Genomic DNA, 25811 nt, shown 5'->3' with positions numbered 1-25811 from the left:
ACATATGGTTTTTATGTTGGACTTCTTTATTTAATTAATTATTTATTTTATACAAAAAATATAAAGGATCTTTTTCATTCATTTCAAACAATAGTTTCTTTGTACTCTCATCATTATCATTTTCTAAAATACTTCTTTTTCCTTTAAAATTATTCCAAGAATCTTCCCAATGTTTCAGATCATTAGTGTTAATTGTTTGAAGTGATTTAATTTCTTCAGTAGTATTACGTTTGAATTTAGGTAATTGATTATTTCTGGTCAAACTTTTATTACTTTCTTCTAATGTTTCAATTCCTTTAGGAGTTCTTTTCTCAATAAATTTAGCAGTTTGTAATTCATCATAAAGCCATGGTGAATTTGTATAATAATCATTTACATTATTTATTTCTACTGAGTTTGGCGTATTTATAAAAATAACACATTCACATTGGTCTATCATTTCATGCAAAGCAGAGGAAAGCAAAAGATAGACTTCAGATGTTGTAATATTTCTCTTATTATAATCGTAAAGCTCAGTCGATTCATTATAACAATAATCATTATCTATTTCTTTCAATAAATCAGGAGCATATCCCCAAACTAAAGAATCAATAAAAGAATTAAGACCAAATTCTTCCTTCAGCCATTTTGATAATCTTAAAGCTAACCTCTCATCTTTATGAGAGTGAGAAATAAAAACTTTATCATTTTGTTTAGGAAACCATTTCTTCCCTATTTCAGTAATATCAATACTATTTTCATTACTCTTAGATACATTTACTGTGGAATTATCTTTTATAATGTCCTTAATGCTTTTTTCAACATTAGCAGACAAATTATTTTTATAAAAATTCATAGACGCTTTATCCATTATTGAAGAAGGAAACAAACCATTAAGATCATTCTCATCTAAATTTAAATTATAACCACGATACATATCACATACTCCTAACTAACATTAATAATAATGACCAATGGTGAATATTTAGCTATTAATGAAAATATCACAATTATAAATATTAAAAGTAATAAGGAACCATAAAAAGCCCAGATACTTGGAGATTTTAATGTTTTACAAAAACTTGCTTGTTTTACTCCATCTACAGCTGTATTCAAATCAAATGGCTTATAGTTAAAATCATTTGGTCTATCAACTATGGCCGTATAAAGATATCTAAACTGTCTTTCTAATTTCAAATAATATGCATCTAATCCACCAAAAAACAAGGTTGGAATTATTAAAACTAATGATGAAAGAAATAAATTTATTTTTTGCCCAATTATTAATACTATTATGGCTGAAAAAATTGTTACCATCCACGTTTTAAGTTGAAAAGAATTTTTTGCCATTCGACTTATTATACTTTCAATAAAATCTAATGTTTTTTCTAATTTTTGTTCCTTAACTGTTTGTTCTTGATTTTTATCTTCATCCAAACTATCACCTCATTTTTTCGAAATAGCATTCTCTATCCATTTTTCAATATTGTTACTTATTTCATTATAAGCCATAGTTTTAGATGGATCGTATACATCAACTTCATTCGGTAATGGATTTTTCCCTTGTACTGATCTATCTCCATTAAAATCTTTGAGATTGTTTATATAGATTCCAATTATTGGCTTACCTATTTCTAAAGAATGTTCAATTTCATATTTTACCCATTTTCTATCTGCCGTATGTGTACCAATTAGTACGACTGTACATGAAGTTTGTTTCATATTATCATTTATCCATCGTTTAACAGCAGCATCCCCACTACGTTTAACTTGTTCCCAAGCATTTGAATTGATAATCGTATTCCCTTCAACAATACCCATATTCTTTATTTGTTGAACACGTGAAGCATCTTCATCATAATAAAAACTAAAAAATACTCTTCGTTTAATCATAGAGATTCCCCTCTCCTTAATTTGTTTTCATTTAATAGTTGTATTCTACCATCAATCAGTTCTAGATAATAATGTCATGTATGATTAACAAGTTTGCCAAAACAATAGCTATGGATATAGTTATGTTTCACTAATATGAAGAAATTATATTTTAAACAAAGCCATACAAAAAGGCCTTGAACTCCACAGTTCAAGGCCTTTATTTTTACTACTTTTCAAAGAAATCGTTCGCAATATCCTGATAAGCATTAATCGTATCAAGATAACTCGAAAGTGTCGTATACTCGTTAATCTGGTGTGACGTGTTGTTCTTATCGGGACCTAACAAGATCACTGCCATTTTGTCGTTTTCCTGAACGTAAACACTCGCATCAGTTGCACCGTTATTGACAATCAGCTCGGGCTTGCGATTCTGATAGTCTTTTTTAGTAACCTCGTAAGCATTCTGGACGAATCGATTGTCCTTATCGGTTTCAATTGGATAAAAGTTGTGAACCAACTTAAATTCGAGGTGATATGGCGTCTCGTCGTTCACTTTATCAACGATTGTTTGAATCAATTCAATCACGTTGTCGTTATTAAATGAAGGAGTCGGACGGACGTTTCCAAGCAAACTTGCTGATCCAGGAATAATGTTAACCTGTTCCCCACCGTTAATGACGGTGATACTGTGTTGGACTTTGCCAAGCACTGGATCAACTGGTAAATCGTTGAAGAAATCCGGCTCAGCTTGAATGTATTTAACCAAACCAGTAATGGCATTCAGTCCCAAATCAGGAGTCGAACTGTGCGCTGGTTTTCCAGTACTAGTAATCTGATAGTTCAAACTTCCAGAGTGGGCATAGGTGACATCCCCATCGGATGGTTCACCGACAATCATGGCGTCCACATCGTCAATATACTTTGGTTCAATCTTATAAGCACCAGGTGCACCAAATTCTTCACCAGAAGTCGCAATCAAACGAATTTTGCCGTCAGGAACCTCACCTTTATCGGCCAGTTCACAGAGCGCAATCACCTCAGCCGCTAGCCCACTCTTCATGTCAGCGGCACCACGACCGTAGATCTTGTCACCCACGATTTCACCCCTAAACGGATCATGCTTCCAATTTTCCGGATGAGCAACCGCCACCGTGTCTTGGTGTCCCTCTAAAGCCAGTACTTTCCCAGATTCACCAGTTCCAAGTTCAGCAATCAAGTTGGCGCGGCCGTCGCCAAACGGAAAAATCTTACTGTCAATACCGTGCTTTTTCAGCAGCTTCGACAAGTACTCTGAGATCTCAATTTCATTACCGTTCACGGACTTAATCTGAATTAAATCCTGTAGAATTTTGATTTTCTCTGCTTTTTCCATTCTTAAACACCCTTCTTTAAATTCTTATTTATTAACCGCGATCGGCGTGGTTAGCAAACTTGGCCCAGACGTCACCAACAACTTGAATAATCAAAACCATAATGACAACTAGGATTGTTGCGACTAAGGTTGTGTCGTTTGCGAAGCGGTTGTACCCATATGAGATGGCCATGTTACCAAGGCCACCAGCACCAATGGCACCGGCCATTGCGGTTAAACCAACTAAACTAATCAAAGTTACGGTCGATACTCGAATCAACTCTGAACGCGCTTCACTGAGGTACACGCCGAAGATTAAGTCCCAGTTCGTGGCCCCTAGTGATTCCGCTGATTCAATGATGCCATGATCGACACTCTCCAGGGCGACTTGAACCTGCCGAGCATAAAACGGAAAGACCCCGACTGATAGAGGTACTAAAGCGGCCGTCGTCCCGATTTGGGTTCCAACGATCTTTTGCGTCACTGGGGCAATGAAGGCCAGTAAGATGATAAACGGAACGGCTCGGAATAGCGAAACAACTTTGTCGATAATCCAGAACAGTGGATGACATGGCATAATCCCGTTATCCGCAAAAATCACTAAACAAACTCCAAAGATGATTCCTGCAATCCCACCAAAGATTGCGGACCAAAACGTCATGTAAATTGTCTGATTAACGGCTGTGATCCAGCCTTCTTCACCATTTAATCCCTGTGAAACCACGTTGGGAAAATGAGTTGCAAACCAAGCTCCCATTATTCTGCCTCCTTCAATTCAGTGACCTTGATGTCTTGACCATTAAGGTACTTAACCGCTGCTTCTTGATCCTCTTGACTTCCAAGTAAATCAACAATCAACGTTCCAACGACCTGCTCACCCAATTTTTCAATATTACTGTAGATGATACTTGCCGAAATATGGAACTTCTCGTACAGGCTAACGATGATTGGATCGCTAATGTCATCTGATAGATACGTCAGCTGAACTAAATTTCGCTTATTAACATCAATGTTCATCGACTTCAAGATTTCAAGTGCGTTGAAACTGTTTCCAACAATCTTTCTGGTAGTTGGATTCTTCGAATCAACAAAAATATCAAGTAGATTACCAACATCAACCACTTTTCCTTGACTCATGATGGCAACTTCCTGACAAATGCGTTTGATGGCTTCCATTTCATGGGTGATCAGAATAATCGTTAAGCCGTATTTCTCGTTCAATTCTTTCAGTAAATCCAAGATTTGATCGGTGTTCTTGGGGTCAAGTGCGGAAGTAGCTTCGTCAGAAATCAAAATCTTAGGGTCGTTAGCGAGCGCTCTAGCAATCGCTACTCGTTGCTGTTGACCACCAGAGAGTTGGGATGGATAGGCTTTTAAGTAATCACCCAAACCAACAATGTCGAGCATCTTCTTGGCTTTCGCTTCACGTTCCTTTTCCTTTAAACCACTGTGCTTCAATCCGAATTCAACGTTTCGTTGGACGTTTTGTTCCTCAAGTAAATTGAAGTGTTGAAAAATCATTCCAATTTGACGCCGTTCATCACGCAACTTTTTCGTATTAATTGAAGAAACTTGGTCGCCTTCTTTTTTATAGAAGGTTTTCCCAAACACATCGACTTCCCCGTCAGTTGGTTTTTGTAGCAGGTTAATGGTTCGAACTAACGTCGATTTACCGGCACCGGAGTAGCCAGCAATTCCGAAGATTTCACCTTTGGGAATTTTCAACGATACGTCTGAAACGGCGTGAATCACATTCTTTTTTTGTTTGAACGTAACTGAGACGTCCTTGAATTGCACAATATTATTACTCATTAGTTCCTCCTAAAATTTACGATTCCAAGCAGGAATTTCGGTGTTTCCATAATACTTCTTGACCAGTTGCTCGGTCTTCTTGGTCTGGAATGATTTTACAACGTCTTTGTAGTTCTTGTTGTTCTTTTGGTCCTTGTTAGCGGCAATCAAATTAATCCACTGTTTCGAATCATTGTTGAGTGGTTCGGTAAAGATTGTTTCCTTATCACCTAAGTGAGCGGGAACGGCGTAAGTGTTATTAATAACGGCACCGTCGACACTGTTTAGTACTCGTGGGGTTTGTGATGCGTCCACTTCCTTGAAATTCAAGTGCTTGGGATTACTCTGAATGGCGTTTAATCCTAAAAAGCCCTTCTGGTTTTTCAAAGTGATGAGTCCCGCGTTCTTAAGGAGGTAAAGCGAACGACTCTCATTGGAAGTATCGTTTGGAACGGCAATCGTCCCACCATCCGGAATGTCCTTAACGTTCTTGTACTTCTTTGAATAAAGTCTGATAGGAGCAATGTTGGTGTTACCAATGGAAACAATGTCAGAATGATTTTGCTTATTCCAGTTATCTAAGAAGGCATAATGTTGAAATGAGTTCAAATCAATCTCGTGTTGAGTCAAAGCCTTGTTGGGTTGCGTGTAATCAGTAAAGTGGGTGAACTTAATGTTAACCCCATACTTCTTCTTGGCAGTCTCAGCGACTGACTTCCAAATCTCATCGTCTGATTTAGAGCCGCTCATTAGACCGACGTTAACGGTCTTTTTACTTTCAGCAGAGTGTCTGGCAAAACTAAACCAACCTAACCCAACGATCACAACCACAATGATAATTCCAATAATCCACTTAGTACTTCTCCTCATGATGTCCACTTCCTAATTTTTATTTGATTGCTTAATTCATTAAATTAAATAAAAAAAGCATCCGCCCTTTAATTAAAAAGGACGAATGCTTTCGTGTTACCACCTTAGTTTACAGTTACCCTTTCAAGTAACTGCCTCAAAGACTACTCTAGTCGACGTCTGAACTAGAAGAGCCTTGCGATGATATCGGTAGCAACCCCGTCACTGGTTCGAAACTCTTGCCAGTAAATGATTAAAAGTCCATATTCCCCGAATTCATCTCATCCCTTCACACCGACCAGAGACTCTCTTAGAAAATTCAACGGGTACTCAGCTTTTCCATCTCGTTTATTTAATTTGTTGTAAGTATACTAATCCGTCGACCAATATCTGTCAACAAAAATTTTAATTATTTTTTTAAACTAGCTAGTGAACCCATTGGGTCCCAAGGTTCAAGCATCTTAGGTGCCTGTTTTTGTTCCTCAAGTTGCTTGTCAGACATGTACTTCTTGTTGATAACGGTCTGGTAAACAAATTCGTTGAACCAGTCGTCACTCATGACAAAGTAACCTTTTTCACCGACCTTTTCACCCCAGCTGTTTTCAACCTTCCACTTGGTTGGTTGATCATCGACTAGGTCAACGCCGGTAATCACCATGGCGTGAGTCATCATGCTTTCCTTGTAGTCAAGTCTTGCACCCTTACTCATCTTCAGGTCAGTGCTGAACAAAGCATCCTTGTGGTACAAGTGCGTATCCATGATGCCCTTTTTTCTGTCAGAGTCTTGGACAACGTCACAGCCGAACCAAACCGCTTCGCCGTTCTTTAACTGTTTTACGGCTAAGTCTTTCAATTCATCAATCTTCAGGTTTAAATGCTTAACCTGTCTGCCACCAACCACGTTGCCTAACATTTCAATCGTGTAGGTTTGGTCAAAGGGCTTGTCACCAGTTGGTGAGTTAATCAATGAAACGTAGTCTTCCAGGTTGATGTTGACGTACTTATCAAAGAATTCTTTCGGAGTCAGGTCCTTATCAATGTGGTACTTATTGTCAGTATCACGGTATTCAAAATCAAAGCGCTTCGTTGGACGACCCAAAGAGTATGCCAAAATGCGATAAACATCGTTTAGCATCTCACTCTTAGTTGATTCAAGCTTTTCTTCGGTCGCACCGTCCTTCACCATTTTACGCAATTCTTCCGCATCCCGACGTAATTTCAGGTTTAAAGTCTGATTCAATTCATCAGAGCGATTACTATTGTAAGTTTCAACCATGGTTGAACTTGGAACAACTCCGTACTTTTCAATGATGGCGCACAACATGTCCCATTGGCCCCCGTCTTGTTGTGGGGTTTCCATTAAGAAGTCGATCTTGCGTGAACCTAAGGGTTGATCAGCGGTTTTAATCACGTTTTCTAAGAAGTAGTTTGATTTTTCAAACTTATCCCAGAAGTTAACGTAGTTTTGTGATAATTCAAATTTTGGTGAAACCTTGTAGTTTTCGGCAATCTTAAAACGCATGGTGTTAAGTGCTGAAAACATCCAGCACCTTCCACTTTGCTTCTGATCAGCAACGTGTTGTTCGGGAACTTCGACCGAGAAAACTCGTTTCATTTTTTCATCAGCCTTGTAATCAGCAGCACTATTGTTAATTCCATTATGAGAAACGGCCCGTTCTAAGACCAGACTGTCGTCTTTGTCTTCATAACTTTTTTCATACCATTCCAGGTCTTGCGGATTAATTGCTTTCTTATCCAAAATGATCACTCCTTAATATTTTTCTTGTCAGTATTGTATCACTTGTCCTCTCCTTTGAGACACTTTTAACTTGACCAATCCTAATCAAATCTCAATTTCAATCGTTAATCAAAAACTTGCATAACTAAACCCCTTCACAAAGGGATTCTCATCCACTAAAAGTTACATAATCAAAGATGTGTATCATTTTCATTATTTAGCTTCCCTTACTCATGTCACAAGTTTTGTAACGTCAAGTAAAAACGTTGATATAACGTCACTTGCTTTAAAGATTTATTAAGATTCTTAAGAAAAATATAAAAAACGTATTTACTTTTGTGAAACACGCGCGTATATTCGACAAAAAGCAAAACAGCAAACATGGAGGTGTTTCATTTGAACCATAAGAAGATATTTTCAGTAGCATTCATTGGTGCCGCTTTAGCGCTGATGCTTACTGGTTGTTCTTCTGGAAGTAGTAAATCGGGGAGTAAGGACATGGCAGTCAACTCCAGCGATATTATTTCTACGATGGACTCAAGTATGGTAACGGATAGTATTGGAGCGCAAAACCTAAACAACACGATGGAAGGTCTTTATCGCTACAATAACCGCAAGATTGAACCTGGCATTGCGACCAAAGTCGTTACCCCAACCAAAGGTGGAACTCAGTATAATTTCGATCTGAGAAACGCCAAATGGTCAAATGGAGACCCCGTGACCGCGTATGACTTTGTCTACGCATGGAGAAGAATCGTTGATCCAAAGACAGCTTCTCAATACTCCTACATTTTTGAGGGAGTTAAAAACGCTGACAAGATTACCAACGGGAAGGCTTCACCAAAGACCCTAGGAGTTAAGGCCATTGGTCCCCATAAGTTACAAGTTAACCTGTCGCAACCAATTCCCTACTTCAATTCTCTCTTAACTGGTGCGTCATACTTGCCACTTAATCAGAAGGTCGTTGAAAAGGCTGGAAGTCAGTATGGATTAAACAGTAAGGACATGGTATTCGATGGACCATTCAAGTTAGATAAATGGCAGGTTGGAAACACCGCCTGGACTGAGAGCAAGAATAACTCGTACTGGAACCAAAAGAACATTAGATTGAACGCCGTTAAATACTACGTTGTTAAAGATCCCAATACCGGACTTAACTTGTACTCTAGTCACGTAATTGACCAGTACAACGGCCTAACTGGTGATTCAGCTAACCAACTGAAAAACGAAAAAGACTTCTCAACGAAACCAACTTCAAGTACTTTCTACATTGAGATGAACGAGAAGAAGGATCCGTTCTTCAAGAACACCAAGATTAGACAGGCCATTGGGCATTCAATCAATCGGCAACTCCTCTCTAACCAAGTGTTAGGTAAGACTGCTACACCGGATTCAAGTGTCGTTCCAGCTAAGATGAGTTGGAACAAACAAACGGGAGTCGACTTTAAAGACGAAAGTCAAAGTAAACAGGATGCAAATTATAACGACTACAATCCTAAGTTAGCTAAAAAGCTTTGGACTGAGGGTCTAAAGGAGACCGGAAAGAAAAATCTCAACTTAACCTTATTAGGTGACGATACCGATTCTTCCTTAAAACAATCCGAATTCTTGCAGGCTGAACTCCAGAAATTGCCTGGACTAAAAGTGACCCTTTCAAACGTGCCATTTAAGAACCGACTTCAACGTTCTTCTAGTGGGGACTTCGACATGGTTGTCTCAGCTTGGAACGCCGACTTCCCAGATCCAGTGACTTTCTTGAACCTCTTTGAAACCGGTGGCGCTATGAACGATGGTCACTGGTCCAATAAAGAGTTTGATCAACAAATCAAACAAGCATCTGATAAAAACGCCGGCAACTATCAAGCCCGTTGGCAGAACCTCCTGAACGCTCAGACCATCTTGACTAAGCAAGAAGGAGTCGTTCCACTTTACCAGCAAAACACCGCAGCTCTTACCAGAAGCGACGTTCACAACTACAACCTGTCACCAAACGGGAATTTCAATCTCGCGGCTACCTACAAGAAATAAAGAGAGGTAAATTAAAATGACTAAATACATCATCCGTCGAATTTTCTACCTAGTCCTCACTTTATTCATTGTTGCTTCGGTTACCTTCTTCCTGATGAAATTTTTACCCGGTACGCCTTACTCAAACCAGGCAAAACTCCAGCCAAGTCAAATCGCAATAATGAACCAAAAGTACGGATTAAACAAATCACTATGGGATCAGTACTTAATCTACATGGGAAATTTACTCCACGGAAATCTAGGTACTTCATTTCAATTTAACAACCAACCAGTTACTCAATTGATTGCCCATGACATTGGTCCTTCAATGCAGATTGGTACCCAAGCCATGGTCGTTGGTTCGGTTCTTGGGATCATCCTTGGTGCCGTTGCCGCCATCAAGAAAAATACCTGGGTTGATTCAAGTGCCACCTTCATCTCAATCCTTGGGATCTCAATCCCAAGTTTCGTTTTAGCCGTTCTGCTTCAGTACTACTTCGGCTACAAACTGCAATGGTTCCCAGTTGCCCTCTGGCAGAACTTCAGTTCCAGTATCCTACCGACGTTAGCGCTTGCGGCCTTTCCACTTGCAAACGTCGCCCGGTTCATGAGAACTGAAATGGTTGATGTCTTAGATAGTGACTACATTGAACTGGCTAAAGCCAAGGGTGATTCGGAAAGAAAGACGATTACGCATCATGCGCTTAGAAACTCACTGATTCCCGTTATCACCATCGTTGGTCCCATGGCCGTTTCAATCATGACCGGTTCACTGGTGGTTGAAAACATCTTCTCAATTCCTGGAATTGGTAATCAATTCGTTCAGTCCATTCTGACGAACGATTACCCTACCATCATGGGACTGACAATTTTCTACTCATTCTTATTAGTTGTCATTATCTTAGTTGTCGATATTCTTTACGGAATCATCGATCCACGAATCAGACTAGGAAACGGAGGTAAAGAATAATGGCCGAAAACTTACCACCACTTGAAGATCAGTTCCAGTTCGCAAGTGACGATCTTTCAAACTTGGACACTGAATCGGAATCAATTAACACCCCATCTTTAACGTACTTTCAAGACGTTAAACGAAGACTAGTTCGAAATAAAGTTGCCATGACTTCTTTGATTCTCTTAGTCATTATCGCCCTAGTCGCAATCTTCGCCCCGATTCTTTCACCACACGATCCAAACGCTCAAAACGTCCTGTACGCGAACTTACCACCAAAGTGGGGTTCACTTAACATCCCCGGTCTAAATGGGATTCACGAAGCCGGTGGCCACATGGTTAACGCATATCAAGCAGAACACGTTCCAAAGGGAACTTACTACATCATGGGGACCGACTACCTTGGTCGTGACCTCTTCTCAAGAATTCTGTACGGGACCCGGTTATCACTGTTTATCGCGGTTGTTGCGACAGCCGTTGACCTTCTTGTTGGTGTTCCATACGGTTTAATCTCCGGTTGGGTTGGCGGTGCCGTTGACACCTTCATGCAGAGAATCGTTGAAATCCTCTCATCAATTCCTAACCTAATCGTCGTTGTTTTATTACTACTAATCCTAAAACCCGGAATCACTTCAATCATCATCGCCATTGCCTTTACCGGATGGATCACCATGTCACGTTTAGTTCGTGCTCAGACCTTTAAACTAAAGGAATCCGAATACGTCCTAGCCGCCAGAACCCTTGGTGAATCACCATTCAAGATTGCGATGAAACACCTGATTCCAAACCTCAGTTCTACTATCATTATTCAAACCATGTTCACTATTCCATCGGCCATCTTCTTTGAAGCCTTCCTAAGTTTCATTGGAATTGGGATCCCAGCACCAAACGCATCCCTTGGTACACTTCTAAACGATGGTCAGAAGGCCTTTCATTTCTTACCATATCAAATGTGGGTTCCAGCAATCGTACTGTCTGTCATTATGATTACGACCAACCTGCTTGGAGATGGATTAAGAGATGCGTTCGATCCAAAATCTAAGTAAAGGAGACAGATAAGATGGCTCAAAAAGTTTTAGACGTTAAAAACCTGTCAATTGATTTTGCTACCCTAAACGGAACCGTGAAGGCCATTCGTGACGTTAGCTTCCACCTTGATAAGGGAGAAACGCTCGCCCTTGTTGGTGAATCTGGTTCAGGGAAATCAATCACCGTGAGAACTATCATGCGTCTTCTAGCTGATAACGAAACCATCACCAACGGTACAATTGATTTTGAAGGCAAAGATATTTTAAAAGAATCCAAAAAACAAATGGATAAGATTCGGGGCGGCAAGATTGCCATGATTTCTCAGGATCCAATGACCTCACTGGACCCCACCATGAACATCGGTAATCAGGTGGCCGAACCACTCCGAGTTCACGAGGGAATGTCTAAGGGTAAAGCCCTTGAACAGGCCGCTGAAGTCTTAGAAGAAGTTGGAATTCCCAACGCTAGAGAACGAATGCGCGACTATCCCCACCAGTTCTCCGGTGGTCAACGACAAAGAATCGTGATTGCGATGGCAATTATCGATAAACCCGATATTCTGATTGCCGACGAACCGACTACCGCCCTGGACGTTACGGTTCAAGCTCAAATCATTAAGCTACTAAGAGAGTTAAAGGACAGAATTGGAACGTCGATTATCTTCATCACCCATGATTTAGGGGTGGTTGCTAACATCGCTGACCGAGTAGCCGTCATGTACGCCGGTAAGATTGTCGAGTATGGAACCGTTGACGACATTTTCTACAATCCACAACATCCCTACACGTGGGGACTACTTGATTCCATGCCAACTTTATCCATGAAGAGTGATCGATTAAACACGATTCCAGGGACCCCACCAAACTTGATTAACCCACCAAAGGGTGACGCTTTCTATGCCCGTAACAAGTACGCTTTAAAGATCGACCATGAACAACAACCACCCTTCTTCAAGGTCAGTGACAGCCACTACGCCGCCACCTGGTTGTTAGACAAGCGAGCTCCAAAGGTTACCCCACCGAAATCAATTCAAAAGCGTCAGGCTGAATTTAAGAAACGAGGTGAAAACGACCATGACTAAAAAGGATCCAATTGTTTCAGTTAAACATTTAAAACAATACTTTAACGTCGGAAAGCCCGACGAAGTTAAGGCCGTTGACGACATCTCATTCAACATTTATCCTGGTGAAACGCTGGGACTGGTTGGTGAATCTGGTTCTGGTAAAAGTACGACTGGAAGAGACATCATTCGTTTATACGACCCAACTGATGGTGAAATTGACTTTGAGGGGCAAAACATCTCGAAGCTAAAACGCAAACAGATGAAAAACCTCCGAAGTCAGATGCAGATGATCTTTCAGGATCCGTATGCCTCACTGAACCCCCGAATGAAAGTGGAGGATATCATCGCCGAAGGCCTTGATATCAATCACCTGGTTAAAGATTCTGATGAACGAGATAACCGAGTTCAAGAGCTCCTTCACCTCGTTAACCTAAACGAAGAGCATGCCAGTCGTTACCCATACGAGTTCTCCGGTGGTCAACGACAACGAATTGGAATTGCTAGAGCCCTAGCGGTTAAACCTAAGTTCATCATCGCCGATGAACCAATTTCCGCCCTTGACGTTTCCGTTCAAGCCCAGGTTGTAAACCTAATGCAGGACATTCAAGAAAAAGAGGGTCTAACGTACCTATTCATCGCTCATGACCTTTCAATGGTGAAGTACATTAGTGACCGAATCGCCGTTATGTACGCTGGTAAAATCGTGGAAATGGCTGATACCGATGAGTTATACAACCATCCCCTTCACAAGTACACCCAAAGCTTGTTGTCAGCGGTGCCAGTTCCTGACCCACACTCAGAGAAGCAGCACAAGATTATCAAGTTCGACCATAGTCAACCATTTAAAGAAGACCAATACCTTCAGGAAGTCCGTCCTGGTCACTGGCTCTACTGTAGTGATGAGGAAGCCCAACAATACAAATAGCCGTTTCAAAAACGTTCGATTGAAAATAAATTCAGTCGAACGTTTTTTATTTCTCTTAATTCAGCCTTCAATTGCGGGAGTAACAAGGGAATGGTATTATTAATGTGAATAATGAATTCAATCACAAGATGGAGGCTTATCTCAATGAATAACACTAACGAAAAATTCTGCATTAAATGTGGCAAGAAGATCCCAAAGGAAACAAAGTTCTGTCAGTATTGTGGTGCCAAACAACCAGAAATCAATTCGACCCCGCATAATGAGTCACAACCAAGTCCAGCAAGTATGCAACCTCAGACTACTAGCAATCAGGGCAATCCTGAAACCATCAGTACCCTTCTACTGGTGTTCGGTTGGATTTCCGCCGTTTTGTCGACCCTCTTTATCCCCATCGTGTTTGGAATTATCGGAATTGTCCTTGGCGCAATCGAACTTAAGTATCACCAAAACGCTGGAATTATTTTGATAATTGCGTCGGTCGTTTTGATGATCATTGGAATTATTTTCGGGATGGTCATGGGTTCACAAGTATTTTGAAAGTAGGATGAAATCTAATGAATAATACAAAGTTTTGTGTCAACTGTGGTAAAAAGATCAAAAAAGACGCGAGCTTTTGTCCGTATTGTGGAGTTGAGGAGCCCAAGACTACCCAGCAACAAACCAAAACCGCTCCGACTGAGAATCATCCCCAAAACAATAAAAGTAACTTGAAGAAACTGCTAGGTGGGATTGGAACCATTGTCCTTGCCGTTATTTTCGGTTTGAACTTCTACTTTAGGGCGCGCCATGTTTTCCCTAATCAGGATACGAATGCTAGTAGCGTGATTAAGTCGATTAATCACACAGCCCGTCCTGACAACGATGCACCTAATGGATTTTCATTAAGTGATGAACTTAGTGAAGCACATGCCACGTTAATGTACAATACGAAAGACAAATCATATAAATTTTACATAAAACATCCAAACGATAAAAAGAATGCAAATTATGGTAGCTTCTACTTGATCAAGGCCAAACTACCACACCAAAATCAGTCATTTTACATGTATAAAGTTCTAAACAATGACGATTCTAACGAAGATCCTAAAAAACTCCCCTTACAATTAGCTAGTAGTCTCACTGATACTTTCCACCTAACTAAAACCGCTATTAATATCAATTGGGGAAACAATATGAAATCGGGAAAACAATTTATTATGGGTCCACAACAATAATAATATATATACAAAAAACACTGCCGATTAAGCAGTGTTTTTTTACTGACTATTTTAATTTCTTCAAATAGCTAACATCTGGTCCGCCAAATCGATTGCCTTCGTCCACAGAGCTAAACAACATGAAAATGAAAACGATGATACTTCCAACAAATGGAATCAGTTGTAACCACCAGAAACCAGCTGAATAATTGATGTCATGAAATCTACGACAGGTAGAAGTGATTTGTGCAATACCTGCGGCAACACCAAAAACAAGAAATGCAATTCCAATCAATATTGTAATCGCGTATGCCACCGAAGAATCTATACTACCGAACACAAACATCAAGAAATAAAAAGCAACTGTAATTAAACATACATCTAAGTATGACCACCAATACGACGCCCTGCTCATCCTTCCAGAAATATGAAACATGTTCCCAAATAGGTCCTTAAACGATGTAATCATGTTAGGTGATGAATATTTCGAGCGAATATCCGCTCCATTATTGGATTCTGGCCGATAAGTCTGCTGCTCATTATTAGTTTCTTGATAACCATAATTAGCCTGTTGATTATCAGTGCTTTGATTACTTTGGGCATCAGCCATCTCGGGTTGAGCTTGACCGCAATAAGGACAGAATTTAACATCCGCCTTTAACAACTTGCCACAATTGGGACAGTGCTTGGTGTCATCCATCGTAAAACCTCCATAGTATGTATTTAAATCGATGCTAATGTAACATCTACTTTTATTTTACACTATTTGCCATGTCAAAATAGGCGAAAATGAACATTTTTGAACTATCTCCGTCAATTTGAGTCTGAATTGCCAAGTTAAAGGCACCATCACAGTTATTTTCTTTCACAATATCTCTAATTTTATTAAAAGCTTCCTGTTGAAAATCCCGCAAAATCTGATCATCATCTGGAATATAGTGGTCACTTAATGCCACTGACCCGTTTTGATTGAATTCATATCCATCAGGAATTGCACCAGCTGAAACAGGAATCACAATTTTAAGTTGACCATCGTCTTGTTTTTCATTTGAGCCAACTTCAACCGTAGTTGTCTCCTCTTCCTGATTCATTTCTTCCAACTCATCAATAGTAGGTTGTTTGTACCCACATTTCGTACAGAACTTCACGTCAACTGGAATTTCAGCTCCACAGTTAGGACAAAACCTTGTTTTTAATGTCATTTTTCTTTCACCTTTTCGTATGTATTAAAAGAACTCCAGCTAAAGCTAGAGTTCCGATCTATTTAGTTAAATACCATTCCACCATCAATTAACAATGACTGACCAGTCATGTAGTTAGAGTCAGGACCAGCTAAGAATGAAACACAGCCAGCCACGTCTTCAGGTTTTGAAAGTCGTTTCAAGGCAATGTTTTTTGCAAACTGTTCCATTCCCCATTCAAATGGTTTCCCGGCTTCATCAGCCACATTTTGGGCAATATCATTCATCATGGGAGTGACCACGATGCCAGGGCAGTATGCATTAACGGTAATCCCGTCATCGGCAAGTTCCTTGGCGGTTGTTTCAGTAATTCCTCTGATAGCGAACTTAGTTGAACCATAAACGGTCAAGTTCTCATTACCGGTCATCCCAGCTTGAGATGAAGCATTAATAATCTTACCGCAATGACCAAGTTCTTTGAATTTCTTAGCGGCAGCCTGAATTCCCCAAATAGTACCACCCACGTTAATTTTTTCGGCTTGTTCCAAGACCTCTGGAGTAACGGTCTGAATTGGTGTGGTTGGCGCAATTCCAGCGTTGTTCACAATCACGTTGAAGTCACCAAAATGTTTAGCGGCCTTTTCAACGGCTGCAAAAACTTCGTCACGATTGGCAACGTCAGCTTTAATGGCAATGGCGTCCCCATTGTCACTTTGAATCTCTTTAGCAACCTCTTCCACCTTATCCAAATGACGACCAACCAGTGCCACGGAAAAGCCATCTTTACTCAATCGTTTGGCAATAGCCTCTCCGATTCCTTGTCCAGCACCTGTCACTAGAGCCACTTTCTTATCCATCGTTCAATTTCCTCACTTACTATAATAATCAATCTTTATGTTAATTTTATCACAGCTAAATGCTTCTAAGATATAAAAAACGGAAAACTATTCTTAGTTTTCCATTCTTACTTATTTAAATGCCAGTTCAAAAATAAATCATGATTACCCAGTATATAATCTATATATTTTGTATTTTAATTTAATTGATTGGTAACAATTTGTTGGTAATTAAGCCAAAGTGCTGTATACGGAGAATTACTATTAAGCTGCCATGGTTTGGGTTTACCACAGAAATGAATTATAACCGTATTTTTCATAACCCAATCAAGGTCTTCTTTTCCCCCACTACGAGTTAAATAATTTAAAGATTGACGCGCATCAAAATTCCAGATATCTTCAGAGATTTCCTTGGTATCATTGCCATATAAATAATTTAGAATATCTTGATCTGGTAAAATTAGATAATCATTGTACTTTTTAATAGTATCAATAATGTCTTGAAGCCTAATTTTTTTACGCATTTGATCCAAATCCATCACCATAACTCCTGAATTATAATAACCCCCATCGGTATCAAGACGTAGATTATTAATAGATCTCATCATGTCAGTGAGCCCTTTATGAACTGCAGCCGCAAACATTTTTCCATCTAAGGGGAGATTCCAAAGAGGTTGAATGTCGTTAATAACTAAAAGATCAGGATCCAAATAAATTACTTTTTTTAAATCTTTTGGTAGAACATTACCACATAACAATCTAAAATACATTTCTTTTGGATAATGATAAACACTTAAAAAAGAATCTGGAATTTTTAAATTTTGACCCGTTTGGATTGATTGAAGTTCCATATGTAGTTCACCAGCATAATTAATAAGTTGTTGATCATTTTCTGGTGTAAAATCAGCTTGTAAAACCCAAATTCTAAAATTAACATCTGGATTGTTAAGTCTAAGTGAATATAACATAATTTTTAATGGATTAATGTACCCTTGATTGATAGTTACAAGAATTTCAATTGGTTGTTTTGTAGTCATATTTTACTCCCATAATTTATTTGATATTATTTCACCACATTTGAATATATTTCTCAACAATTATGTATAAATAATGGGAAGCCATCTCACGGCTTCCCATTTATCAATTATTCTTCATTTTGCAATCGAGAATGATGAATCCCGTAGACAAAGTAGATCACAATTCCCAGTGCTAACCAACCAATTACCGCAATCTTGGTCACGTTCGGTAACATGATAATGAAGTAGATACTCATCAGTCCGGCTAGAATTGGCAGGTATGGGTAAAGTGGCATCTTGTAACCAGTATTCTTGATGTCCTTTCTTCGTCTCAATGGAATGATCCCAAATGAGATAAAAGCAAACGCAACCAAAGTTCCAGCGTTAATCAATGAAACTAGTTGAGTCAATGGAACAACTCCAGCAAAGATGGCCTGAATGATAACAGCCAACCAAACCGCGTAGGTTGGAATTCCAGTCTTGTGGTTAATCTTCCCCATTTTCTTAGAAATTAGTCCGTCACGTCCAAGCGAGTAAACCAGTCGGGAACTCCCGATGACCATGGTAACCATGGCGGTGAAGATTCCAAATAGCGCTCCAATCGTGATAGCCTTGTTCATAAAGTTCAGGTGCACCATGGAGAATGCCAAAGCGGCTGGATCGTCAACGTTTAGTAGTGAGTAATGAACCATTCCGGTCAGGACCAAAGAGAACCCGACGTATAGGACGGCCGCAATCAAAACGGTTCCAAGGATTCCCTTGGCCATATTCTTATTAGGATTAATGGTTTCAGCAGAGTTCGATGCCAACGCGTCAAAGCCCATGAAAGCAAAAAAGACGGTGGCAGCGGCGGTTGAGATTCCCCCTAAACCAAACGGAGGGGTGTGAAATTGTTTCGGGTAAAACGGAACGTAGTTGCTTGACTTGATGTAAAAAACACCCACAACGATAAACAAAACAATGATGCCAATCTTGACCAGCACGGCAACATTTTCAATCTTCTTGGAAAAATTAGTTCCCATTAAAGCGAGTAATCCAACTAACAGGGTAATGACAACGGCACTGATGTTGACGATACCACCCTCCATCGGTCCACTTTGAAGAAACTTCGGAATGTTAATCCCAATGGCGGCTAAAATATTGTTATTAAAGTACGAAGCAAATCCAGTGGCCTCAGCGGAGACTGCCAAGAAGTACTCTAGGATTAGTCCCCAACCAAGAATCCACCCGATGATCTCGCCGTAAACGACGCTTCCAAAGGAGTATGCTGAACCAGCAACGGGCATTGCCGACGAAAACTCGGCATACGCCATACCCACGACCCCAGCTAAGATGGCAGCAAGCAAGAATGCCAGTGCGACTGCTGGTCCTGCGTGTAAAGCTGCTTCGTGTCCTGGAAGAATAAAGATCCCAGTTCCGACAACGGCTCCGACGCCCAGACCGATTAGATCTTTAGCGGTCAGTGTTCGCTTTAAGCCGGCATCGGCTTTGACGAAACTAGCAACCGATTCTCTCTTGAACATATTATGCATATGCATCACTCCTTTTCATTTGTATTGCATTGAATTGTACCGTGAAAAAAAGATGATGACAATTACTTTTTAAAGATTTTCTTAAATAAAAAAAGAACTGGGATGCAATGGTCTCAGTTCTTAGTTAATTTTTTTACTTTTTAACCACCCACTGTGGTTGTTCACCATTTAGGACTTTTACAATTTCACTGGCAGCGTCATGCGCCATCCGGTTCATGCATTCCACCGTGTTAGAGGCAATGTGCGGTGTTAACAAGACGTTATCCAGCTTGTAGAGTGGACTGTCCATTGGTAGCGGTTCAGAATCAAACACGTCCAGGGCAGCGGCCTTAATTTCGTGACTCTTTAAAGCGTCGATTAGATCATCTGTATTAATGAGTGCTCCACGAGCCAAATTAATGAGAACCGCCGAGTTGTCCATCATCTCAAATTCACGTTTACCAACGCTTTGTTTAGTAGAGGGTAGCACTGGCATGTGTAAAGTGACGATATCTGAATCAGTAAAGATGGCATCGCGATTAACCGCTTTACCGTATTCAGAGTCTTCAGCATGTGGTGAATTGTAGATGACATTCATCCCCAGTCCACTCACCTTCTTAGCGACCATCTTGCCGATTCGGCCATAACCGAGAATTCCGAGGACCTTGCCTTCTAAATCAAAACCCATATGATCTTTCTTGTAGTTCCAGTTCCCCTTACGCATCTCGTGCGAATCATTGGTAACGTTCTTTGATACGTCAAAGATTTCGGCTAACGTCGTCTCCGCAACCGTTGAGGCATTGGCGAGCGGCGTAATTGTTACATATATGCCATGTTGTAACATAAAGGGAACATCGATATTGTCATAACCCACACCGTTTCTAGCAATGATCTTTAAGTTCGGCATCTTTTCAATGGTGTCATTTGGAAACGGGGTCGTCCCAATCAGGATGCCATAAGCATCGGCGGCCATATCAAGCAACGTTGAAATCTTCTTGTCCGGTAATTCCACAACATCAAAGCCACTGTCTTTCAGTAGCTGTTTTCCATCTGGAGCCAAACTTGCTTGTACTGCAACTTTTTTAGCCATCATAATCTCTCCCATCTACTTACGATTCACTAACGTGTTCTTTTTTATAAAATTCATTTAATTCACTTGGAGTAGGATAGCCGTCGTTATCACCGGGCGTCTGAACTTGAAGCGCCCCAACGGCATTTCCCCGTATGACCGCACTCTTTAGATTTTTGCCCTCTAATAGTGCGGTAATTACCCCGAGTGCAAACCCATCACCGGCACCAACCGTGTCAACGACGTGATCGACCTTAAAACCGGAGACCGTGTATGAATCACCATCCTTGGTCTTCACATACGCACCATCAGGGCCCAACTTAATGAGCACCGCGTTCGTGCGTTCGCCATTTTGGAGGTAAAAGTCAGCGATTTTTTCCGGGTCATCACTTCCCATGAGGACCTTGCCTTCGTTTACCCCTGGCATCACAATGTCAGCGTTTTTAGCCAATTCGTTAATCGTCTTAATCATTCGATCATGATCACCCCACAGTCCGGGACGCAGGTTTGGATCAAACGTTATCTTGATTTCATTATTAATCAATCGGTCCATTAATGCACGATATGAGTCTTCCGCTTCAGATGACAAAGCCGGGAAGATCCCCGTTAGATGAGCCATTTTAACATCGTCAAGATTAATCTCGTCAATTACATCTTGATTTAGATGAGAAGCGGCCGATCCCGTGCGATAGTTGAACGTCTGGGGATCACCGTGCGTCACCATCTGTTTCAATTGATGACCCGTCCAGTGATCGGGATCGTCTTTAACGTAGTCAATGCCAACACCGTGGTCGATAATCACGTCTTTGGCGTATTTACCCAGCGGATCGGTTCCCACCTGAGACACGTACTCAGCGGAATGTCCCAGTCGTTTAGCACCAATAGCCACGTTTAGCTCCGCTCCTCCGAGGATTTTTAGATAGTGGGTCGAATCAGCTAAAGTAGCGTCAGGATCGGTTGAGGCGAACGTTACCACTGGTTCACCAATTGTCAGAAATTCACTCATAATTTTCACCTTTCTTTAATCATCTATCCGAAGAATAAGTACACTAATATTTCGTTTAAAATGGAGACAATCCACATGACCGGAACTCCCAGTTTCAACAGTTGCTGAGGACGAACCTTCATGTAGTCAAGACCCCAGACGTTCCATGACTGAGTGATATCAGTTGAAACCGCCATCAGGGTTGGAACGTACATTAATGGTAAGAGGAACATGTCGTTAAACATTCCGGTGGCGGAAAGGACAGCGGCCGTCGCAGCTCCAGCACCCCAGACCTGAAGTGGTCCTCTAAACAATGCTAAGGGAGCAAGAACTCCGATTCCAAGTGCTAGCAGTAAGTGACTGTTTGGCAGGATGGCGCTGAAGATTCCCTTGAAACGACCAGCGTTTAACTGAGCCGCCCCGGCAAACATAACCAGTGCCATCAAGAACATAATTAAGCCCGAAATATCATTAATGGACTGTTTAATCGTGGCATTAAGAAACGTTTTGAATTTTTTATAACCATTCATCTTACCAGTTACAAGCATGGCCAAGATACTAGAAAGGATCAAGGCCGGAATGGCATCCCAGCCGAGCGCCATGTTCAAAATAACGGGAACAACTGGGATAGCGTACGCAATGTACGGAATCTTGTCGACGTCTCCCGGGTCAGTTGCCCCGATTTTCTTCAGGTTGGCCTCGGCATTCTTTGGATTGAACGTGTGACGTTTCATCACTAGAAACAAGATCACCGCAATTAGTTGCACCGCCATGGCCGCCCACCCAAATTCAAGGTAATGCAGATTGTATTGAGCCTTGGGGAAGAACGCCTTAATCTGATTAAAGAGCACTACGTTGACGTACATGGCGGAACCAATCGACAAGGCAAACGTCGTTAGGGCCACGTCTCGTGGAATCCCCAATGACAAGAGGATTGGTAACAAAATGACACCGATGGCAATGACCGAACCCACTCCGTAGGAACTGACAAACAGCAGGGCCGTAACTAAGACAATCAGGATGGCGGCTAGTAAGGGATGCGATTTCCCAACCTTATTCGTTTTCTGCGAAATCGATGGCGCAATGCCACTGTCAACCAGCACTCGTCCGAACCACGAACCAAAGACGATGTAGATAATTGTCGAACCATACTTCAAAGCGGGCGTTGAAAAGACCGCCGTTAAAGCGGTGTGATATGGGATTAGACCAATGACGGTCCAAAGAATTGCCATGACGAAGAACCCAATGGTCAGGTCCCCACCTTTAACAATGTAAAAGATAAAGCCAGCAAAGGTAATCAGTAACAGAATTGCGATAATGGTATTCATCAGCTACATCACCTCATCTCTCAGCAACTTGACCTGACGTTCAACGTGTTCGTCGTCTTCCATCGGAAATTCAAGCGCCAAATCCGCCGTTTTCGGTAACTCGTTCAGGATGTTTTTCCAATCAAACATGCCGTCGTTTAGATTGTCCGCGGTCTGTAAGTCATCTTCGTCAAACTGGTTGACGTTCTTTAGATGAATGTAATCGGTATACTGGTACAAAGAATCAGCCGCATAGTCCGCACTTTGATGGGTAAACGCCCAGTTGCCAAGGTCGTACACGTACTTAATGGGCAGCCCATTCTTTTTCGCTTGGTTTAAAAAGTGTTTAACATTAGCCATTTTGCCACTAACCTCGGTTTGATCGTTTTCCACGTTCATTTGAATCTGATCGAGTGGTAAACCGTCAAAAGCATGGGACAAATCACCGTCAAACGCCCGAAAGTTTCCCACGTTAAACTTGATTTTGGTAATTCCCATTCGTTGTCCCTCGTTGAAGTACTGCTTCAATTTAGGATTAACCGAACCATCCTTTAAAAACAGCTCATCGGGGACACTGTAATTAACAAGGAGTCCCGTTCTCAATCTGGCATTATCAATCTCATCCAGTTCCGTTGAAAAATCATTGATGTATTCTCGTCGAACCTCAATTCCGTCAACGTTCATTTGTTTCACGCGTGGGAATAACGCTGCCTGACTCGTACCGGCTTCGATGTCATTTACAAAGATCCATGTGTTTAAAAACAATCGCATCAGTATTCACTCCTTTTTTAATTTGATACCGCTTTCATATTGATACTTATGGTAAACGTTTACATAAAAGTAGTCAATGCTATTTGGTAATCTTTTTTCTAAAAATATGTAATCGTTTTCCATGACGCCATAAAAAAAGACTAGCCTCACTAGGCTAGCCTTGATACTTAAAATTGGGCTGGAATCTCAATTTTTTTCGCAATCAGTTGGGAATCACTCTCAATCCCCTCCATCAGGATCTGAGCTGCACTAACCCCAATCTGAAACGGATCCTGATTAATAACCTTGATTCCTGGATCAATATTATCTACCAGTGATGTGTCGGAAAATCCCGTCATGTGCACTCCATCGGACTTCCGAATTACCCCATCCCGAATCAACTTGGGCAAAAACTTCAAGAGCCACCGTTCCTTTAAAGCAAAAATCAGCCCCCCGTTCGTTTTCCCAATGTCATTTTTCAGTTTGGCGTATGCCTGATGAAATGAAGCCTCATCGTTTCCCGGTTGAATGATCGTGACGTGGTTCCCATAGACCGCTTTAATCCCGTTCAGTCGTTGTTCTCGGGTAGAAACGTTTTTTACATTATTTGTAATCACAAAGACGTGGCTTAACCCCTGGTCTTTAAAGTATCGCGCCGCCTTCTTACTGACCTCATAGTTATTGGTAACCACACTCGGCCACGGACTGCCCTTAATCTGCCGATCTAACATGACCACCGGTACATTTGTGGGAATTGAGCTTTGAAAAGCGTCCAGGTCGTTACTTAACGGCTGAATCAAAACGCCACCAAACATTTGTTGGTTAAGTGACGATAACGTGTCAAGTTCCCGCCGTTCATCACTATCGGAGTCCATTAAGACCGCGATGAAGTTGTTCTTTTTTAAAACCGAATTAACACCCTTAAAAATCTCCGTGGAAAAGTAATCATCAACATCCGCCGCAATGACCGCCACCAATCGACTTTGCTTGGTAATGAGCTGTCTGGCGGATTCGTTTGGCACGTAGTTCAACTTTTTGATCGCTTCGGTAACCCGCTTGGCAGTAGCATCGGACATGTGGTTGGTCTTTCCGTTTAAGTAGCGTGAGATGGTGGCAGTTGACACTCCTGCTTCTGACGCAACGTCTCTAATCGTAGCTACTGAACCCATTTGGATCACTCCCATCGTTTTTTTCATTCTACCATTTATTAAACCATTGTTTCAGACCAATAAAAGAATTCATCAATTAATTGATGAATTCTTATTGAGTTACTTAAATTTAAGGTTCCAAGCCGCTTGTTGATTAATCCCGGACTCTTTCTTAATCAGTTTAGCGGTCTTCTCGGTCTGATAGGCTTTCACTAATTCCTTGATTTTCTTGCTATGTTCGTCGCGCTTCTTTGCGGCAATAAAGTTGACCCACTTATGCGAATCCTTGGTAAATGGTGCCGTATAAATGGCCTTCTTCGGACTCAGGTTCGAACTTTCAGCGAAGTTCCCGTTCACAACGGAAGCTCCCGCTGAATTCAGTAATCGTGGCGTTTGCGAGGCGTCAACTTCCTTAATCTTCAGGTTCTTCGGATTACTAGTAATATCCTTGACGGTGGTAAACGCCTTTTTCGGATTTAGCTTAATTAATCCCGCACTCTGGAGGACGTGTAAAGCCCGGGACTCGTTGTTAGTGTCGTTTGGCACCGCAATGGAAGTTCCACTGGAAATTTCACTAACCGACTTAAACTGATTGGAGTAGATTCTCATTGGCTCAATCACGGTATCCCCAACCGGCACGATGTCCGTGTGGTGAACGTCATTCCAATTGTCCAAAAATGGGTAGTTTTGATAGGCATTCACGTCAATGTCTCCGTTAGTCAGAGCGTTGTTAGGCTGTGAATAATCGGTAAACATTTGAAACTGAACGTTTAGGCCATACTTATCCTTGGCGTCTTTAGCCACCTCGTTCCAGATGGCCTGTTCCTGTTTGGATCCGGCCATGATGCCAACGGTAATGGTGTTCGCTTCAGCCTCTGATTGGTGGAAAAAGCTGAAGTATCCGGCGATTCCAATAAACAATATAATTCCAATCCAAATTAAGTATTTAACCCATCTTCTCATCTGCGTTCCTCCCATTTATTAACCAAACAAAAAAGCATCCATCCTGTAAAAAGGACGAATGCTTCCGCGGTACCACCTTAGTTTATAGTCGTCTCACAATGACTACCTCAACGGTTACTTGTAAAAATAACCGGTCCATGATATCGGCGGCATCCCGTCACCAGCTCACGATTCACTGGTGAAAACTCCAAGTCCATCTTCAACAGCGCCAACTCATCCCATCGCACCAGCCTGAGACTCTCTTTGAGTTTCTTCTGCCTACTCAACTTTTCCGTTTAGTTAATTTATTG

At 41.1% G+C, this 25811-nt stretch carries 26 protein-coding genes and 2 other annotated features; of the genes, 7 read left to right on the top strand and 19 right to left on the bottom strand.

Annotated features, from left to right (window positions below; genetic code table 11):
* Positions 1-34: 34 nt before the first annotated feature.
* The 8 genes from AC6UDG_RS01300 to AC6UDG_RS01265 form a co-directional block, all read right to left on the bottom strand.
* Complete coding sequence (locus AC6UDG_RS01300; RefSeq protein ID WP_500706188.1) at positions 35-916, bottom strand: toll/interleukin-1 receptor domain-containing protein; 882 nt, start codon at positions 914-916, stop codon at positions 35-37.
* 11 nt (positions 917-927) lie between these two features.
* Positions 928-1416 carry a hypothetical protein gene (locus AC6UDG_RS01295; protein ID WP_500706187.1) on the bottom strand — a complete coding sequence of 163 codons (489 nt, stop codon included), beginning with the start codon at positions 1414-1416 and terminating at the stop codon, positions 928-930.
* A gap of 9 nt (positions 1417-1425) precedes the next feature.
* On the bottom strand, positions 1426-1872 hold the full coding sequence (locus AC6UDG_RS01290; protein WP_500700932.1) for a TIR domain-containing protein: 447 nt from the start codon (positions 1870-1872) through the stop codon (positions 1426-1428).
* Positions 1873-2080: 208 nt separating this feature from the next.
* Positions 2081-3226: an ArgE/DapE family deacylase gene (locus AC6UDG_RS01285; RefSeq protein WP_500706186.1), complete on the bottom strand. Its 1146-nt coding sequence runs from the start codon at positions 3224-3226 to the stop codon at positions 2081-2083.
* A gap of 31 nt (positions 3227-3257) precedes the next feature.
* Positions 3258-3962: a methionine ABC transporter permease gene (locus tag AC6UDG_RS01280; protein ID WP_500695429.1), complete on the bottom strand. Its 705-nt coding sequence runs from the start codon at positions 3960-3962 to the stop codon at positions 3258-3260.
* Positions 3962-5017 (bottom strand): methionine ABC transporter ATP-binding protein, encoded by a 1056-nt coding sequence (locus AC6UDG_RS01275; RefSeq protein WP_500706185.1) that lies wholly within the window; start codon positions 5015-5017, stop codon positions 3962-3964. The genes AC6UDG_RS01280 and AC6UDG_RS01275 overlap by 1 nt, the downstream gene beginning before the upstream one ends.
* A gap of 9 nt (positions 5018-5026) precedes the next feature.
* The gene (locus AC6UDG_RS01270; RefSeq protein ID WP_500706184.1) at positions 5027-5866 is read right to left on the bottom strand and encodes a MetQ/NlpA family ABC transporter substrate-binding protein; all 840 of its coding nucleotides are present in this window, start codon (positions 5864-5866) and stop codon (positions 5027-5029) included.
* A 74-nt stretch (positions 5867-5940) separates the two neighbouring features.
* Positions 5941-6197, bottom strand: a binding site (T-box leader).
* Between the two features lie 57 nt (positions 6198-6254).
* On the bottom strand, positions 6255-7604 hold the full coding sequence (locus tag AC6UDG_RS01265) for a C1 family peptidase (RefSeq protein ID WP_500706183.1): 1350 nt from the start codon (positions 7602-7604) through the stop codon (positions 6255-6257).
* Between the two features lie 366 nt (positions 7605-7970).
* Here AC6UDG_RS01265 and AC6UDG_RS01260 point away from each other — a divergent pair, with 366 nt between their 5' ends.
* The 7 genes from AC6UDG_RS01260 (at position 7971) to AC6UDG_RS01230 (ending at position 14773) form a co-directional block, all read left to right on the top strand.
* Complete coding sequence (locus AC6UDG_RS01260) at positions 7971-9611, top strand: peptide ABC transporter substrate-binding protein (RefSeq protein ID WP_500706344.1); 1641 nt, start codon at positions 7971-7973, stop codon at positions 9609-9611.
* A 16-nt stretch (positions 9612-9627) separates the two neighbouring features.
* Complete coding sequence (opp3b, locus tag AC6UDG_RS01255; protein ID WP_500693318.1) at positions 9628-10560, top strand: oligopeptide ABC transporter permease; 933 nt, start codon at positions 9628-9630, stop codon at positions 10558-10560.
* Positions 10560-11588 (top strand): ABC transporter permease, encoded by a 1029-nt coding sequence (locus AC6UDG_RS01250; RefSeq protein WP_500693317.1) that lies wholly within the window; start codon positions 10560-10562, stop codon positions 11586-11588. Before opp3b ends, AC6UDG_RS01250 begins: the two co-directional genes overlap by 1 nt.
* A 14-nt stretch (positions 11589-11602) precedes the next feature.
* On the top strand, positions 11603-12652 hold the full coding sequence (locus tag AC6UDG_RS01245; RefSeq protein WP_500706182.1) for an ABC transporter ATP-binding protein: 1050 nt from the start codon (positions 11603-11605) through the stop codon (positions 12650-12652).
* Positions 12645-13559, top strand: coding sequence for an ABC transporter ATP-binding protein (locus tag AC6UDG_RS01240; protein WP_500706181.1), 915 nt, complete (start codon positions 12645-12647; stop codon positions 13557-13559). The genes AC6UDG_RS01245 and AC6UDG_RS01240 overlap by 8 nt, the downstream gene beginning before the upstream one ends.
* 144 nt (positions 13560-13703) lie before the next feature.
* The gene (locus AC6UDG_RS01235; RefSeq protein ID WP_500706180.1) at positions 13704-14096 is read left to right on the top strand and encodes a zinc-ribbon domain-containing protein; all 393 of its coding nucleotides are present in this window, start codon (positions 13704-13706) and stop codon (positions 14094-14096) included.
* Positions 14097-14113: 17 nt separating this feature from the next.
* Positions 14114-14773 carry a zinc ribbon domain-containing protein gene (locus AC6UDG_RS01230; RefSeq protein WP_500706179.1) on the top strand — a complete coding sequence of 220 codons (660 nt, stop codon included), beginning with the start codon at positions 14114-14116 and terminating at the stop codon, positions 14771-14773.
* A gap of 49 nt (positions 14774-14822) precedes the next feature.
* Here AC6UDG_RS01230 and AC6UDG_RS01225 read toward each other — a convergent pair whose 3' ends face one another.
* The 11 genes from AC6UDG_RS01225 to AC6UDG_RS01175 form a co-directional block, all read right to left on the bottom strand.
* Entirely contained in the window at positions 14823-15455 is a 633-nt protein-coding gene (locus AC6UDG_RS01225) for a DUF805 domain-containing protein (protein ID WP_500706178.1), read from the bottom strand.
* A 52-nt stretch (positions 15456-15507) separates the two neighbouring features.
* Complete coding sequence (locus AC6UDG_RS01220; RefSeq protein WP_500706177.1) at positions 15508-15957, bottom strand: zinc ribbon domain-containing protein; 450 nt, start codon at positions 15955-15957, stop codon at positions 15508-15510.
* A 62-nt stretch (positions 15958-16019) separates the two neighbouring features.
* Positions 16020-16793, bottom strand: a complete 774-nt coding sequence (locus AC6UDG_RS01215; RefSeq protein WP_500706176.1) for a (S)-acetoin forming diacetyl reductase — start codon at positions 16791-16793, stop codon at positions 16020-16022.
* Positions 16794-16969: 176 nt separating this feature from the next.
* The gene (locus tag AC6UDG_RS01210) at positions 16970-17809 is read right to left on the bottom strand and encodes a glycosyltransferase family 8 protein (RefSeq protein ID WP_500706175.1); all 840 of its coding nucleotides are present in this window, start codon (positions 17807-17809) and stop codon (positions 16970-16972) included.
* 107 nt (positions 17810-17916) lie between these two features.
* Positions 17917-19320: an APC family permease gene (locus AC6UDG_RS01205; RefSeq protein WP_500695441.1), complete on the bottom strand. Its 1404-nt coding sequence runs from the start codon at positions 19318-19320 to the stop codon at positions 17917-17919.
* A 133-nt stretch (positions 19321-19453) separates the two neighbouring features.
* A complete protein-coding gene (locus AC6UDG_RS01200; protein WP_500706174.1) occupies positions 19454-20389 on the bottom strand; it encodes a phosphoglycerate dehydrogenase in 936 nt (311 codons plus the stop codon).
* A 19-nt stretch (positions 20390-20408) separates the two neighbouring features.
* The gene (locus AC6UDG_RS01195) at positions 20409-21374 is read right to left on the bottom strand and encodes a sugar kinase (protein WP_500706173.1); all 966 of its coding nucleotides are present in this window, start codon (positions 21372-21374) and stop codon (positions 20409-20411) included.
* A gap of 23 nt (positions 21375-21397) precedes the next feature.
* Entirely contained in the window at positions 21398-22684 is a 1287-nt protein-coding gene (locus AC6UDG_RS01190; RefSeq protein ID WP_500695444.1) for a Na+/H+ antiporter NhaC family protein, read from the bottom strand.
* Positions 22685-23431, bottom strand: coding sequence for a sugar phosphate isomerase/epimerase family protein (locus tag AC6UDG_RS01185; protein WP_500706172.1), 747 nt, complete (start codon positions 23429-23431; stop codon positions 22685-22687).
* A gap of 167 nt (positions 23432-23598) precedes the next feature.
* On the bottom strand, positions 23599-24579 hold the full coding sequence (locus AC6UDG_RS01180) for a LacI family DNA-binding transcriptional regulator (RefSeq protein WP_500706171.1): 981 nt from the start codon (positions 24577-24579) through the stop codon (positions 23599-23601).
* Positions 24580-24678: 99 nt separating this feature from the next.
* Positions 24679-25521 carry a MetQ/NlpA family ABC transporter substrate-binding protein gene (locus tag AC6UDG_RS01175; RefSeq protein ID WP_500706170.1) on the bottom strand — a complete coding sequence of 281 codons (843 nt, stop codon included), beginning with the start codon at positions 25519-25521 and terminating at the stop codon, positions 24679-24681.
* 47 nt (positions 25522-25568) lie between these two features.
* Positions 25569-25802, bottom strand: a binding site (T-box leader).
* Positions 25803-25811 lie beyond the last annotated feature (9 nt).

The sequence above is a fragment of the Fructilactobacillus sp. X2R1C1 genome (assembly GCF_059901435.1).
Note: the sequence above shows the minus strand (reverse complement) of the source record. Positions and strands in the feature narration are given on the sequence as shown.

Coding starts and splice junctions, on each gene's coding strand:
- AC6UDG_RS01300 (WP_500706188.1), bottom strand. CDS start 916: ATGTATCGTGGTTATAATTTAAATTTAGATGAGAATGATCTTAATGGT.
- AC6UDG_RS01290 (WP_500700932.1), bottom strand. CDS start 1,872: ATGATTAAACGAAGAGTATTTTTTAGTTTTTATTATGATGAAGATGCT.
- AC6UDG_RS01285 (WP_500706186.1), bottom strand. CDS start 3,226: ATGGAAAAAGCAGAGAAAATCAAAATTCTACAGGATTTAATTCAGATT.
- AC6UDG_RS01280 (WP_500695429.1), bottom strand. CDS start 3,962: ATGGGAGCTTGGTTTGCAACTCATTTTCCCAACGTGGTTTCACAGGGA.
- AC6UDG_RS01275 (WP_500706185.1), bottom strand. CDS start 5,017: ATGAGTAATAATATTGTGCAATTCAAGGACGTCTCAGTTACGTTCAAA.
- AC6UDG_RS01270 (WP_500706184.1), bottom strand. CDS start 5,866: ATGAGGAGAAGTACTAAGTGGATTATTGGAATTATCATTGTGGTTGTG.
- opp3b (WP_500693318.1), top strand. CDS start 9,628: ATGACTAAATACATCATCCGTCGAATTTTCTACCTAGTCCTCACTTTA.
- AC6UDG_RS01250 (WP_500693317.1), top strand. CDS start 10,560: ATGGCCGAAAACTTACCACCACTTGAAGATCAGTTCCAGTTCGCAAGT.
- AC6UDG_RS01245 (WP_500706182.1), top strand. CDS start 11,603: ATGGCTCAAAAAGTTTTAGACGTTAAAAACCTGTCAATTGATTTTGCT.
- AC6UDG_RS01240 (WP_500706181.1), top strand. CDS start 12,645: ATGACTAAAAAGGATCCAATTGTTTCAGTTAAACATTTAAAACAATAC.
- AC6UDG_RS01235 (WP_500706180.1), top strand. CDS start 13,704: ATGAATAACACTAACGAAAAATTCTGCATTAAATGTGGCAAGAAGATC.
- AC6UDG_RS01230 (WP_500706179.1), top strand. CDS start 14,114: ATGAATAATACAAAGTTTTGTGTCAACTGTGGTAAAAAGATCAAAAAA.
- AC6UDG_RS01225 (WP_500706178.1), bottom strand. CDS start 15,455: ATGGATGACACCAAGCACTGTCCCAATTGTGGCAAGTTGTTAAAGGCG.
- AC6UDG_RS01220 (WP_500706177.1), bottom strand. CDS start 15,957: ATGACATTAAAAACAAGGTTTTGTCCTAACTGTGGAGCTGAAATTCCA.
- AC6UDG_RS01215 (WP_500706176.1), bottom strand. CDS start 16,793: ATGGATAAGAAAGTGGCTCTAGTGACAGGTGCTGGACAAGGAATCGGA.
- AC6UDG_RS01210 (WP_500706175.1), bottom strand. CDS start 17,809: ATGACTACAAAACAACCAATTGAAATTCTTGTAACTATCAATCAAGGG.
- AC6UDG_RS01205 (WP_500695441.1), bottom strand. CDS start 19,320: ATGCATAATATGTTCAAGAGAGAATCGGTTGCTAGTTTCGTCAAAGCC.
- AC6UDG_RS01200 (WP_500706174.1), bottom strand. CDS start 20,389: ATGGCTAAAAAAGTTGCAGTACAAGCAAGTTTGGCTCCAGATGGAAAA.
- AC6UDG_RS01195 (WP_500706173.1), bottom strand. CDS start 21,374: ATGAGTGAATTTCTGACAATTGGTGAACCAGTGGTAACGTTCGCCTCA.
- AC6UDG_RS01185 (WP_500706172.1), bottom strand. CDS start 23,431: ATGCGATTGTTTTTAAACACATGGATCTTTGTAAATGACATCGAAGCC.
- AC6UDG_RS01180 (WP_500706171.1), bottom strand. CDS start 24,579: ATGGGTTCAGTAGCTACGATTAGAGACGTTGCGTCAGAAGCAGGAGTG.
- AC6UDG_RS01175 (WP_500706170.1), bottom strand. CDS start 25,521: ATGAGAAGATGGGTTAAATACTTAATTTGGATTGGAATTATATTGTTT.